The sequence below is a fragment of the Stieleria marina genome (genome assembly GCA_007741555.1).
Taxonomy (GTDB): Bacteria; Planctomycetota; Planctomycetia; order Pirellulales; family Pirellulaceae; genus K23-9.
Window position 1 is genome coordinate 4,471,642 of sequence record CP036526.1, and the last position, 12,866, is coordinate 4,484,507.

General features: G+C 55.0%; 16 protein-coding genes. 7 read left to right on the plus strand and 9 right to left on the minus strand.

What is annotated here, in order from left to right; translation table 11 throughout:
* Nucleotide 1: 1 nt before the first annotated feature.
* The gene (locus K239x_RS16010) at nt 2–766 is read right to left on the minus strand and encodes a 7-carboxy-7-deazaguanine synthase QueE (RefSeq protein ID WP_419189027.1); all 765 of its coding nucleotides are present in this window, start codon (nt 764–766) and stop codon (nt 2–4) included.
* Here K239x_RS16010 and queF point away from each other — a divergent pair.
* The 3 genes from queF to K239x_RS16025 all read left to right on the plus strand — a co-directional run bounded on the left by queF (nt 718) and on the right by K239x_RS16025 (nt 2,485).
* Nucleotides 718–1,134: a preQ(1) synthase gene (gene queF, locus K239x_RS16015; RefSeq protein ID WP_419189028.1), complete on the plus strand. Its 417-nt coding sequence runs from the start codon at nt 718–720 to the stop codon at nt 1,132–1,134. The two genes, K239x_RS16010 and queF, sit on opposite strands and share 49 nt — an antisense overlap.
* Nucleotides 1,135–1,191: 57 nt before the next feature.
* Complete coding sequence (locus tag K239x_RS16020) at nt 1,192–2,190, plus strand: TIM barrel protein (RefSeq protein WP_145419248.1); 999 nt, start codon at nt 1,192–1,194, stop codon at nt 2,188–2,190.
* A gap of 76 nt (nt 2,191–2,266) precedes the next feature.
* Entirely contained in the window at nt 2,267–2,485 is a 219-nt protein-coding gene (locus K239x_RS16025) for a SlyX family protein (RefSeq protein ID WP_145419249.1), read from the plus strand.
* A gap of 39 nt (nt 2,486–2,524) precedes the next feature.
* Here K239x_RS16025 and K239x_RS16030 read toward each other — a convergent pair whose 3' ends face one another.
* Together K239x_RS16030 and K239x_RS16035 are read right to left on the minus strand one after the other, a co-directional pair.
* Complete coding sequence (locus tag K239x_RS16030; RefSeq protein ID WP_145419250.1) at nt 2,525–3,139, minus strand: class I SAM-dependent methyltransferase; 615 nt, start codon at nt 3,137–3,139, stop codon at nt 2,525–2,527.
* The gene (locus tag K239x_RS16035; protein WP_145419251.1) at nt 3,136–3,384 is read right to left on the minus strand and encodes an RNA 2'-phosphotransferase; all 249 of its coding nucleotides are present in this window, start codon (nt 3,382–3,384) and stop codon (nt 3,136–3,138) included. The genes K239x_RS16030 and K239x_RS16035 overlap by 4 nt, the downstream gene beginning before the upstream one ends.
* A gap of 168 nt (nt 3,385–3,552) precedes the next feature.
* On the opposite strand from K239x_RS16035, the gene K239x_RS16040 reads away from it, so the two are divergent.
* Both K239x_RS16040 and K239x_RS16045 read left to right on the plus strand, forming a co-directional pair.
* Entirely contained in the window at nt 3,553–5,151 is a 1,599-nt protein-coding gene (locus K239x_RS16040) for a sulfatase-like hydrolase/transferase (protein WP_145419252.1), read from the plus strand.
* Between the two features lie 224 nt (nt 5,152–5,375).
* Nucleotides 5,376–5,654 (plus strand): MYG1 family protein, encoded by a 279-nt coding sequence (locus K239x_RS16045; protein ID WP_145419253.1) that lies wholly within the window; start codon nt 5,376–5,378, stop codon nt 5,652–5,654.
* Between the two features lie 246 nt (nt 5,655–5,900).
* Here K239x_RS16045 and K239x_RS16050 read toward each other — a convergent pair whose 3' ends face one another.
* Together K239x_RS16050 and K239x_RS28730 are read right to left on the minus strand one after the other, a co-directional pair.
* Nucleotides 5,901–6,098: a hypothetical protein gene (locus K239x_RS16050; protein WP_145419254.1), complete on the minus strand. Its 198-nt coding sequence runs from the start codon at nt 6,096–6,098 to the stop codon at nt 5,901–5,903.
* Nucleotides 6,099–6,465: 367 nt separating this feature from the next.
* Nucleotides 6,466–6,681, minus strand: coding sequence for a hypothetical protein (locus tag K239x_RS28730; protein ID WP_419189029.1), 216 nt, complete (start codon nt 6,679–6,681; stop codon nt 6,466–6,468).
* Between the two features lie 297 nt (nt 6,682–6,978).
* Between K239x_RS28730 and K239x_RS28735 the strand changes: the two genes are divergently transcribed.
* Nucleotides 6,979–7,155, plus strand: a complete 177-nt coding sequence (locus K239x_RS28735) for a hypothetical protein (protein WP_419189030.1) — start codon at nt 6,979–6,981, stop codon at nt 7,153–7,155.
* Nucleotides 7,156–7,325: 170 nt separating this feature from the next.
* Here the strand turns inward: K239x_RS28735 and K239x_RS16055 are convergent, their stop codons facing one another.
* The gene (locus tag K239x_RS16055) at nt 7,326–7,556 is read right to left on the minus strand and encodes a hypothetical protein (RefSeq protein WP_145419255.1); all 231 of its coding nucleotides are present in this window, start codon (nt 7,554–7,556) and stop codon (nt 7,326–7,328) included.
* A 264-nt stretch (nt 7,557–7,820) separates the two neighbouring features.
* Between K239x_RS16055 and mscL the strand changes: the two genes are divergently transcribed.
* A complete protein-coding gene (mscL, locus tag K239x_RS16060; protein ID WP_145419256.1) occupies nt 7,821–8,255 on the plus strand; it encodes a large conductance mechanosensitive channel protein MscL in 435 nt (144 codons plus the stop codon).
* A gap of 130 nt (nt 8,256–8,385) precedes the next feature.
* On the opposite strand, the gene K239x_RS16065 is transcribed toward mscL, so the two are convergent.
* The 3 genes from K239x_RS16065 to K239x_RS16075 all read right to left on the minus strand — a co-directional run bounded on the left by K239x_RS16065 (nt 8,386) and on the right by K239x_RS16075 (nt 12,860).
* Entirely contained in the window at nt 8,386–10,419 is a 2,034-nt protein-coding gene (locus K239x_RS16065) for a secretin N-terminal domain-containing protein (RefSeq protein ID WP_145419257.1), read from the minus strand.
* A 208-nt stretch (nt 10,420–10,627) separates the two neighbouring features.
* The gene (locus K239x_RS16070; RefSeq protein ID WP_145419258.1) at nt 10,628–11,239 is read right to left on the minus strand and encodes a hypothetical protein; all 612 of its coding nucleotides are present in this window, start codon (nt 11,237–11,239) and stop codon (nt 10,628–10,630) included.
* On the minus strand, nt 11,232–12,860 hold the full coding sequence (locus K239x_RS16075; RefSeq protein ID WP_145419259.1) for a PilN domain-containing protein: 1,629 nt from the start codon (nt 12,858–12,860) through the stop codon (nt 11,232–11,234). Before K239x_RS16075 ends, K239x_RS16070 begins: the two co-directional genes overlap by 8 nt.
* Nucleotides 12,861–12,866 lie beyond the last annotated feature (6 nt).

Below are 12,866 nucleotides of genomic sequence, written 5' to 3' on the forward strand. Positions count from 1 at the left end.
GTTAGGTCCCGCGGCGATTACCGTACCAGCGGATTTGCATGCGATCACAGTATTTAAAACCTTGATCGATTGACCACGGCTTAAGCCAACTGATCGCGGCATCCATCGCTTCAATCGTGCTGCCTTGCGGCATGATGAACACTTTGTGATGCGGAGCCTCAAGTGCGACCACAATCTCGTTGACTTCCTCAAAATCGCTTGGCGAATCAACGACGAATTTCAATTGGTAATCGACGCCGCGTTTCATCACTTGCTGCATGACGTCGATCGGCAAGCGGCGCTGCGCGTGCAGTCGGCTCCACTTGGGATGTTCGTCGGCATTGGGCGTGCTCGATCGCAACTTGGGGCTGACCGACATCAGGTCACACTGAAGCTCTCGGTCGATCGTGCCCGCCGTTTCGATCGTAATGTACAGTCCGGCCTGACGCAGCAACTGGCAAAGTTCCACTGATTCTTTGGGCAGCATCGGTTCACCGCCCGTCAAGACAACGTGCTTGACGCCCGAAGCCACCGCTTTGTCGACAATCTGCGACATTGGGGTTTGATCGCCCGATGGATTCCAAGACGCGTAGGGCGTGTCACAGAACCAGCATCGCAGATTACATCCGCTGGTGCGGATAAAGTAGCTATCGGTGCCCGTCAGTTCGCCTTCGCCTTGACGACTAGTAAAAGTCTCGCTGATGCGTATCGTAGCAACCGCCGTATCGCCCCTAGTCGATGGAGGCGAAGCGTGCGAGAATTTGGAATCTGGAAGCGGAGAAATCAATTTTGAATCAAACTAACGACTTTCGTGACACGCTAGAAGTTTTCGATAACCCCAGCGCGTCACGCGAATTTACCATCGAACACCATTGCCCCGAATTTACGTCGGTCTGTCCCAAAACAGGACAACCAGACTACGGCGAAATCGTGTTCACTTATGTGCCCGACCAGCTTTGCGTAGAGCTGAAAAGCTTGAAAATGTACCTTCAGCGGTTTCGCAACGAGGGCATTTTCTACGAAGCGGTGACCAATCGGATCATGGACGACTTTTTGGCCGTCGTGAAACCAAAATCGGCTACCGTCGAAAGCAAATGGACTCCTCGAGGCGGTTTGCACAGCAATATCATTGTCCGATTCCCGGATAAATCCTAGCCCTAAGCGGCTACTCTTTCCTTGTTTCTGAACGTCCCTCCAACGCTGCGATCCAACATGTCGACGCCTATCCTTCTTAGCGGGTTTGCTGACGAAGCTGCCAACGAAAAGCAAGCTGTTCAGCAGTATTCTGCCTTTGCTGCCCTCGGCCTGAAGTACTATTCCATCCGATTCGTCGATGCCGGAGACGGGATCAAAAATGTGATGGCCCTCAGCGATGCCGAAATTCAGCATTTGGTCAAAATGCAGTCCGACTACGGCCTGAAGGTCAGCAGCATTGGTTCGCCAATCGGCAAAGTCAAACTGCTGGATGTTGACGACGGCACGTCCAACGCGTTCATTCCGTTTGATCAGTACCTCAAAGAAGACGTCGCGACGGCCTGTGATCGAGCCGAAGCGTTCGGTGCAAAACTGATCCGAGGCTTTGCGTTTTATCACCCCAAAGGCACCAACCCGGCCGACCACGTCGATCAAGTTGCTGATCAGCTCAGCCAGATCGCAGACGTTTGCGACCAGCGTGGCCTGACCTTTGGATTGGAAGTCGAAGCCAACTTGGTGGGCCAGACCGGTGACTTGTTGAAAGTGATCGCGGAAAAAGTCAACCATCCCGCGATGCTGACCATCTTTGACGGTGCCAACATTGTCACGCAAGGTTTCACCGCCGACGAAACTTACGCTCAGTACTTAGCCATGAAACCAAGCTTGGGCTGGGTCCACATCAAGGACTACCACGATCCGTCACCTACGGCTCGAATCGACCACGTCGACGAAGCCAGCTTGGCAAACTTTGTCCCCGCCGACATTGGTGATTGCGGCCACGAAGCGATCTTGCGAGACATGGGCGAATTCTTGCCCGAACTGCACTCGCGAATGACCGCTCGCGGAGCAGACGGAGTGTTCATGGATCTGGAACCCCACGTCAAAGGTGGCGGCCAATTCGGTGGTTTCAGCGGACCCGATGGTTTCGGTGTCGCACTACGTGGACTTTGCCGTGTGCTCGATTACGTCGGCATCCCCTACGACTTGCGCGGGTTCGCGGATATCAAAGCTTCGTAGCCGACGCTAATTCGGTATCGGGATCCGGCACTTCTGCAATCCAGAGATCCTTACGATTCAATCCAGGCCTGCGTTGATGTCTGACAACACCGACAAACGAGTCACCGAGCTGGAAATGCAGCTCGCTCATCTCCAGCGGATGTTCGACCAGCTAAACGACGTCGTCACGGACCAATCGATGCGGCTGGACAAGATTGCGCTGGAACAGAAAAAGCTCCGCGAGAAAGTTCAGAACTCGCAAACCGGTAGCGACGGGCCTGTCGATCCACTGGACGAAAAACCGCCGCACTATTGATTGGCGGATTGGATTTGCGCGGTGCCGGCGTTTTGCCGCTTAGCCTTTGCGAACCAGCTTCATGCCCTCGCGGCCTTGGTACGTCAGCAGCATCGCGCCGTCGGACGCACACGCATCAAACACGGCTTCAAAAAAGATGTGTTCGCCGGGCCATGGAAACGCAAAGAAAAGATCGTAGTCGCTCATCTCGTAACCGATCTCGTCAAACACGTCGTCTTCGGTTGTATCGACGTGCTTGATGTCCGAACCGAGTTCCAACAGGCCGGTCACTCCGCGAGGAACAAAGCTGCCGCAGTAGAATTTGGCGGACGATCCCAAGTGTTCGGCCAGATCGTTGGATTGATCAGTTAAAACCGGTTCGATTTCGATCCCAACCGATTCCATGCCGTTGTCCGCAGCCAAGAGAGCTCCGACGCCAAAACCGCTGCCGAGTTCACAGAACCGCCGGCCAGTCAAAAGGTGGTTTTCTTCGATCCAGTGAATCGCCTGCGCAAGCAGGTAAAAATCGCAGGTGACAAAATTTTCGATCACTCGCGTATCGGCCAACAGAAATGCTTCGATGGCTTCGTTGGCGGTGTCAATCAAAGCCTCCGTTTCGGCCGACAACGGTATTTTGTTGATCGAATCGGGGACCGCGATACTTTGGATACTCAACTTGCTTCCTGCAGAGCTCGGATTCGCTTGCCGTCGTCGCTCAGTTCAAACCGCTTGCGTTCACTCTGCGCGATCACATCCATGACGTTCTGAACTGTCATCGTTTTGCCGGATTCCACCGCAGCGACAACGAGCTCTTCGACATCGATCCAGCCTTCGCTGTCCAACGTCAGCCCGACTGCTTCGGGGTGGTGGCTCAGCACAAAGCTCAGGTACTTGCTAATTTTAGTCAATCGTTTGTTCATGGCCGCAGTTTAACCCAATGCTACCAAGCTGTTTAGCCGCCTACGAAAGCAGGGCAAGTCACTTTTTGGAAACCAGGTCAACCGCTACCGAAACGCTACAATCGGACGCCCGGGCGTCGCCATCTGATTCCCCCTCGCACCCCGCCCCTTCACCAAGGCCTCGCTACTATGTCCACTTGGTTCCGCACGGCGTCCTGCTGCCTGATCGTTGTCGCCGCAGGCAAATTCCTGGGGCCCGAAGCCGTGGCCGAAGAGCGGCCCAACATTCTGTTCATCTACGCAGACGACCAGAACTACAAAACACTTTCGTGTGTTCCCGAATCACCGGACTGGGTCAGCACGCCCAACATTGACGCGTTGGCCAAGGGCGGTATTCGATTTGACCGCTGCTACTTTGGTGCATGGTGCATGCCGTCACGAGCCAGTTTCTTGACGGGCCAATTGCAACACGGCGTTCAAACGATGCGGATGGCCGGCCAGTATCCAGCCAGTTCATACGACCCGGCCAAGTGCCGATTCTGGCCGTCGCAGCTGCGCAAGTCCGGTTATCACACCGCCCAGATTGGCAAATGGCACACGGGCGTCGACACCGGCAACGGGCGCGACTGGGACCATCAGATCGTTTGGAATCGGCCCGGGCATCCCGAAAACGCCGGCAACTATTTCAAAAACCAAATTGTCACTTTCAATGGTGTCGATCGACAAGTCGGCGGCTATTCGACCGACAATTACACCGACTGGGCCGTCGACTACATCGGTGGCAAGGATCGCGACCCAACCAAACCGTGGTACCTGTGGTTGTGCTACGGCGCGGTTCACGGACCGACCACTCCGGCGGATCGCCACGAAGGAAAATTGGCGGGCAAAGTGGCCGAACTGCCCGCTGACATTTTCGGTCCCTGGCCGGACAAACCCAAGTACCTGCAGTCAACCGCATCCTGGATCCGCGGCGACGACGGCAAAGCATATCGAGTCAAAAAGAAACTCAAGGCCAGCAATTTCAACACCAACACCGCGGGCCAATCGTATGACGACTGGGTCCAACAGACCAACGAATGCGCGATGGCGATCGACGAAGGAGTCGGCCGGCTGGTCAAAGCTTTGCAGGATTCAGGACAACAAACTAACACCATGATCGTGTACACCGCTGACCAAGGTTTTGCGTTGGGACAACACGGATTCAACCAGAAAGTCGCGCCTTACGACGCAACCGTTGCATCGCCCTTGGTCATTCGACACGCTGGAAAGATTCCCGAAGGAAAAGTTTGTCGGCATCCGATCAATGCCCCCGACGTCGTGCAACTGTTTTGCAACACCGCCCAAACCGAGATCCCTTGGAAAATGCATGGCCGAGACATTCGCCCGCTGCTAGAAAATCCCGAAACCGCCGCCTGGAATTCCGCCACGCTGATGACTCATACGGGACGTACCTACGGAGACGACACCGCAGTGATTCCGACCGGTCAAGCACTTACCGTGACAGGTGGCATTCCCTGGTACGCACTGCTGCGTGACGGCAAATACAAATACATCCGCACGTTTGTCGAAGGCGAGATGGAAGAGATCTATGACCTGGACGCAGACCCCGAAGAGCTAACGAACCTAGCCCTGCAACCAGAATACAACGACCTGCTGAATGCTTTGCGGGCAAAAGCCATCGACGAATTGAAACGCACCGACGCAAAATTTTCTGACGCGATGCCCAGCACGGCCGCGATGCCCCGAACAGCGGCGATGACCGGCCCCACCGCGTACCAAGCCCAGTAGGCGCAAACGCGGCGAACTTCAGCGAAATGGCGCTGCGCTGATTCGCGACTTGCAAGTGCGCAGGCCGTCCAGAGCCTGATGGTGGATTGGTAAACGCGTTTTCTGAAAGTACTGCGATTGATCACTGGCCGCCGTTAGCACCTGAACACTGCGCAAATTTCGACCTATGCATCCTATTTAGATTTGGCTAGTGTACCGCCATCTTCTTGAAAGGAAATTGCGGCATGATTCTGCAAAAGATTCCCGTATCTAAACTACGGTCAAACCAGATTTTTCTTTGTCGCGACGGGTTGCTCTACCGTTACTTCGGTGAGCGACTGGCCATCCTGCTCCGGCTAACCGATGGGTCCGAACCGGAGTCGGAGACCATTCGACAATTCATGGATGAAGATTTAATCGAACTGGTGCCAAGTGTTATCAACCGCAACGTTCGCCGCGACAGAAGACCGCCGTCGCAAGGTTCCGATTCCAATCACTTCGACATGAGCGGCGTCGCCATTTAGAGAGAGAGAGGCGAGCAAGAGAAGGCCCAGTCAGCAAACAACTTGCTTGCACAGTCGCGGCCCGGTGAAGCTAGGCCGCCACCAACTGGCGACCGAACAATGCACAAACGCGTCACCTGGCGATTCGGCCCACATCGTCAACCTGGTTCGCATCATCAAACGGCACCGCTGCCGTGCAAGACCGCTGCCGTGCAAGCACGACAATGATTTGCGCACGCTCGCACGAGTTGGTAGAACGCGCGGCCGTTAACCTGCGTGACGTGCCATCGTTTCGACCATCATCTGTCGATAGCTTCCTAGGCTCATCTTCAATCGAGCGGCCGCTCTGGCATCCAACTCATTGAAATCTTGGCAACCGACTCCGCAAGTTTTGTCGTGATCGCTCATCGCTACAACGCGATCGCTGTTGGCATGCCCGTGATCAGTTTTATCGCTAATCATCATCCGTGTTCCTAAAAATGTGTTTGTGTGAAGCGTCGTCCCTCGCTGAAATTGCAGCGAGTGCTTGTTGGCGAGGCCGACAAAGGTGGTTCTGACAGGCACGGTTCGACAACGTGCCTCGAACACTGGCTTGCGAATGCGCTGACTTATCAGTCGCTGTATCATGCAAGCATGACGGCTTAGGAGATGGATTCGATCCGTGTCCAAGCAGTCAGTAAGAATGTGCAGTTCGTCTGAATGTGCGGTCGGCTAGACAATGTTTCGATCTCTGTGCGAACAACCGTTCGCACAGCTTTGCCGCCCAATTGAGCCAGCACTGTTATTGACCGGCGCGAATCGCTTCGCCTAATCGTCGTAGCCAAAGACAGGTTTACTGGTTTGGCCAGCGCAAGTCACTGCCAATTCCCCCACCATTCCGTCCGTTTTGAGGAAGGTGTCTCAGCGTCCCATTCAGCGATCGCAACGCAATCGCTTCATCCACAAACCAATCCAGCAATATCAAATCAGCCTGCTCGCTGACCAACCGATCGTCGCCCGGAATGCGGATGCGATCCGTGCCAGCGCAGCGTAAACGACCGTCATTCACTGCAAACGACTCACGTCAGGACAATTCCCAGAGCGTCGTGATTTCGCGGATTCGCAACGTTTGCTCGGTCCGGCCGACAACAAGAGGCCCGTGCTCTGCCCGGTAAACGATCGGCAGCAAAGATTGAAACCACCGTCACTCTTCCGCGCTCACGCTTCGAGTTACGATAGACGTCCCCAAACGAAACACGGAATTGCGGTGGTGACCAAATGCACTAGCGTCGGCAGTGCACTGTATCGGTGCTGACGGCGAATTGTCGGCGGGAACCAAGCGGCCATCCAACCTGAGCCCTGGGCGATGAACCCTTACGAACCTCCCACAATCGAAAACGGTAACCGACCAAGACAGCCCAGTCCGGCGACGGCGCCCCAGCAGCGTGCATCCAAAGTGGATTCGATCGCTGCAATCGTTGGTGTCATCACCGTTGCCTGTCTCGCAGTGGTGTATGCCCTGGACTGGTGGATCCACCACTAGCAGTTCCTTCAAACACTGATCGATTTGGCCAGCGTGAAAGCTGGATTGCTCCAGAGCATTTCGCCACGCTCACCTCGCGGAATTTTCACTGTGCCCGCGGCGAAACCAGTTGCCCGCGGCGAAACCAGTTGCGTGCGGCGAGCCTCGAACACTTGCCTTACCGCCGGCGACTAAACCTGGTGCTGCACGCTAGCGGTCGAACTCTTGCGTAGCCGTGGCACTAGTTCGACGACTTCACGCGCCGAAAATCGCGTTGCTGTTTCGTGGACTGGTTCGGCACCGTCAGCCAGCCGAATCAACGACGCGACTCGTCCTCCCAAGTAACGGTAAAGCAGACCATGTCGACAGAGAAAGACTTGGTCGGGCTGCAAACTGGAAACGGGCATTTGCTCGAGTATCATTTTTCCACTCCTGATTTCCGGCCCCAAGAGGCAACGGTAGCAGGATTCCCCAATAAGTAATCAAGTCGATTTCTGGCCAGTATTCAAACGTCGCCTCCTTTGCTTAGGGCAAGGCAGGCAGCCTAGGAAAGACATTCCGCATTCCGCCTTCTTGCGTTCCGAAACTTACGGGATGCTCGCTCCTGTACTTACACAAACGTACACCCACCGGATAGAGTCGTCGCAAATATCGTTCTTTACTCGATTCACTATTTAGGTACACAAATGAGTTTCATCAAAGATTTCAAAGAGTTCGCGTTCAAAGGCAATCTGATCGACATGGCGGTCGGCATCGTCATGGGTGGTGCGGTCGCCGCCATCGTCAAGTCGTTTCTTGACAACATCATCACACCGCTGATCGCAATGGTTGGTGGCGTGCCCGACATGTCTCAGCTGAAAATGCCGATCGGCAGCGAAACACCTAAGTTGAATGAAGCTGGCGAAGCGATCTTGAACAGTCAAGGCGAACCGGTGATGACGCAAGCCGCCATCAACTACGGCACCTTTCTCCAAAACACCTTGGACTTTGTCATCTTGGCGTTTGTCGTATTCATCGCACTGAAAGTTGCCAGCAAGTGGATGAAAAAAGCCGAGGAAGATGCACCACCACCAGAAGACACTGTCTTGCTGACAGAAATCCGGGACCTGCTGAAAAAGTAATCCCAGTTCGTTTTGCCTCTGGCGCAAAACCGCTCTCAACAATGGCCCATTCGCTGCGTACGCAAACTAACGTCGTCCCAGCGAGGGGCCTATTCGTGAGCAGCCTGTGACGCGTCTCCGAATCGGAGTGTTATCGCGCCGTTTCAAGCACGCCAGTTTGGATTTCCAAAGTCGGGGCAGGCAACACCAATGAGTGATCATCGGTCAATTGCTGGGACGACGGATCGATGACGACGGGTCTCGAAACCGATCCTTCACCGTGTTGCATGATGGCCGGACGATCACAGTCGCCAGAGCCGATCATGCCTTGAGTGGTTTCACGAATCATGCCTTGGTCGATGCCGGAACTGGTTCGACCGGCAGTGCAGGCGGAACAGCGACAGGCCCCGACATTGGCTCGGCACGCCGGACCGATACGGTTGGGATGATTGATCATTTCCGTATGGGCGCGGGCTTCTGCCAACACGGCGTCGATCCCGAACGGCACCGGGTCTGTGGGAGTGCGATCGACTTCGACCTGCAGCTCTCGACTCAAGCAGTCTTCGCGACGTGTACCCAGGTAGTCGGGCAACACGATCTGAGGCGTGATGAAGACCAGCAGTTCGCTCTCGCGAGCCGTTGACGAGCGGTGCCGAAACAGGCTGCCGACATAAGGCACTTTCCCAAGCAGTGGGATGGCACTGCGGTTGGTGATCCGCGTTCGCTGGCGAAGTCCCCCCAACACGATTGTCTGATTGTTGGTAACTCGCACCGTTGTTTTGGTTTCGCGTCGATCAATGATGGGCGCGTTGTCGGGTTCGCTGAAACCGGTCAACAAACTGAATTGAGGGTTCACCAACAACGCGATCGTGTCGTCTTGTGCGATGTGAGGAGTGACATTGAGCGTCACGCCTGCTTCGCGAAATTCGGTGGTACCAATTGTTCCGCCTTCCAGCCCTTGCGTCAGCTGCTGATACGGGACTTCGGTCACAATCGCGATTTCGGCGGGTTCATGATTCATGACGACGACGTTCGGGTCGGCCAAAAGCCGCGAATCGTCGGCAGTGTTGAGCGCCTGGATCACCGAGCGAAGATTGATATTGTTGTTCAAACTAGAAAGCGTCAGGACTCCGTTTGAACCCGTCGCGACCGCAGAGGTAACCGAATCAAGGACGATGGATTGTGCAGGATTTCCCGATGCGGAATCAATCGATGAACCGTTTGCACCACCTCGCCAGTTGACCCCCAGGCGTTCCAGATCCTCGATCCCACAGTCGTAGATCATCGCCCAAATGCGAACCTGAGGACGCGGTTGATCCAGTTGCGACAGAGCCAACTCAATGCGCTGCATGTGCGCGGCCGTGTCGGTCACGACGAGTTTGTCTTCCAGATCAATCGCGGCAGCTTTTCCTGCGACACTGAGCAACGGCGCAATGGCGTCGGCCAATACGGTCGCGTTGACGTACTGTGGCTTTAGCACACGAACAATCAATTCGTCGGCGCCGACAAGCCCGACAAGCCCGACGCGGTCGTCGGTTCGCGAAGTCGCGTCGGGCGTTTTCGCTGCCAACTGGTAGGTAACAGCGGCTTCCTCTAGCAGTGTGACATGACTGCGAATTTTCTCGATCCGCTCGGGGTAGTCCACCAGCACAAGCGAATTGCTGGACCGAACCGCATGCACACGCCCTTCGGGTGAAAGCATGGATTCGATCGACGGCAAAAGATCATCGGCGACCGAACTCTTCAGTCCCACCACCTGCGTTTCGAATAGCGGCAGTTGATCACCAAGGCTGGACAACGGAACAATCGCGAGACTCTCCCCGACAACTCGATAGCCGTATCCACGCGTGATCAGTAACGAATCCAGGATGTCAAAAACGGTGCTGTTTTCGTACGAAGCGTTGACAGTGCCGGTGACTTCATTTCCCACGACAATGTTCAGTCCACTTTCGTCGCGAACGGTAAACAGTGCTTCCAGCAACGTGGCGTCACGAAGTTCCAGGCTGACGCGTTGGGAAAGTTTTGCGCGGATAGCAGGCGTGATTTTTCCCGCACCGGAGAGATTGGTCTGCGCCAAAGCAGGCGTCGCAAAGGCGACGGCAATGCCGAATGCTAGAACACTGAATGCATTGCTAGCGTAACCGTGGCGGTGTGTAATCCGAGAATGAACGCTAAAAGCATTCATGAAGTTGCCCCTTCATGTTTTCCCACTCTGATCAAACTGTAATCAAGCCGTGATCAAGCTGAAAATGCGTTTGATTAAGCCAACGGCGCGACTTCTAAAGCTTTCGCTGCCCACCCTCGAAGGTGGCGCCGTCTGCTCGCATTGTCTGCTTTTTGGGGAAGATTCAGTTTGTGACAGTAAACGTCCTTGTTCAACTGTTCCAACAACGTCAATCGTTATTATCGACGAGATTGAAAAGCGAAAGATTTACGTCCAATCGCAGTTGTCCGTTTTCGCGTTCTCGTTGAAGGGTCATTTCTGTTGGGACAACAAACCGGTTTATGCGGGTTAGCGCGATTGTAAGCTTACTGAGTTTCGCCAGCGTGCCATCGACCGAGAGGTTCAGATGGCGTGTTTCCAGGTCATAGCCCGATGATTCGTGCGTTCCGCGCGGCGAAGACGAAAACGGATTGTCATCTTTTTGCCACGGCCGAGTCACCGGATCGCCCAGCGTCAACCGTCGCATCTGACAGTCGGTCTCGCGGACCAAAGAAGTCACGGTTTCGCGGACTTGCGCGGCAGTTTCACGGCCAACCATTTCATGAGTGACGCTCGATTGTGCCTTGAGTTCTACGACTTTGATTTGCATCAGATCACGATTGGCAACCGCATGCTTCATTTCCAGCAGTTGTGACTGGAGCTCTGTCGCGGTGGCATGAGCCCTGCGAGATTCGTCCCAGGACGGCACGACCAGCACCAAGCACAGTGCGACGGCTGCTGCCCAAGCGATCCAAGTGCGATGAGGATGATCTAGGAATCTCTGTACCAATTCGTTAACCACGGTGAATGCTCCTGGAGTGAGTTCGCGCAAACGTCTGAGCCCGTCCTTGGTCAATCGCGTGATTGATCTGAGCTGAAATCTCGAATCGATACGCGGGACCGTTTCCGACACGCGATAGGCTAGTCGCGTCCAGCACAACGCTGTCGTAGACACCTGTCGCTTTTAACTGATCGATGTAGTCGTAGATGGCTTCGCTGGTAAAACTGGCGCCGACAATGTGCGTTTCGCCTGAGTGGTTGATGTGGACCGAATCCAGCCAAGCACCATGCGGGAGAAGGGCACCGGTTTCCCACAGAACATGTGCCCAGCGCGGATCGTGAATGTTTCGTTCAATCGATTCGACCTGTGCGTTACGGTGACGATGCTGGTCGATCAAAAACCGCATCCGCCGTACTTCGGTGTCCGTGCTACTGAGGTGATCAATCTGATGCTCAATTTGCGTCGCGACTTTTCGGTGATGATTTGCCGACAACGCCAGCACCAAAGCAAGCACGATCGATGCTGCGATGGGCCAAGTACTGCGAAAGACCGACTTCCACGGAATCCGGTAGTTGGCGACCAGCGTTGATACCAAATTGTTTCTTGTGCCCGCGATCGATTCGGCACTCGAGCGAGCCAACCCGATCGCGGCCATCACGCCGGGGTCTTCGGAAACTTCGCCTTCGATTTCAAATCCCGCGCAAAGTTCTTGCAGGGGAAAGTGATGCCTGTGAAGCTCCTGTTGGTCATCCAGGCTTTTGTACAACGCCGCGCGTTCGGATTCCGTCCCGGTCACAAAAATGTTGGACAAACTGGCATCGATGTCGGGCATCTGCGACCAGATGTAACGACGCAAACATTTGATGTGCCGCTGCACAATCGCCCCCTCTGCCACGGACCGATCTGGCATGGCGGGCCGATAATCCAGCAGCAATTGCCCCGCATAGGAAATGCCAAGGTCCATTCGTCCTAATTCATCGACGATCAGCAGGACCGGCTCCGTGGTGTCTTTTTCGTAGTCATGGAGAATCTGGCAAAGCACCAACATGGTGTGCTCCATGTGTGCCAGTCGCATACCTGCCGATCGAATCGCTTCGGCAATCGCGTCCACGACGACTCGGACCGCAACGGTCACCCAGACACGTTTGCGTTTGGCGTCGATTCGTGCTGAAGTTTCGCAACTGACTTTTTCTCCTCGCCCCATCCCGATGTAACGATCGGTGCGTTCTTTCAGATCGGCGACTTCGCTGTCCACGTCATCATTGGCCCCTACGACGACGCGTGTGACACAAGGTGCTCCGCCCAAACATATTTTGACTGCTTGCCCGGATAGCTGGTGCTTGGCGGCAATCTCGCACAGTGTTTCACTAAGTGTGCGGTCGGTCCAATTTCCCAACGAAGGTCCGCAATCGCGAGGAAACCGCACCCGGTCGATGATCATCTTGCTGGTTTGCTGCTCCGCATTCGTCTCGACGATCACCAGGGCAATTCCCGAGGGCGAAATCTCCATGGCCACGGAGCGTTCGACACCTTTGCGACGGTCGCGTCGAACTTTTTGTCTCGGCGAACGACGTCGCTCAATTGTCGCCCCTTCAAGATTGGCGGCATCCAGCAAATCGCGTGCAGTTTCAGTTGTATTCATCTGGAT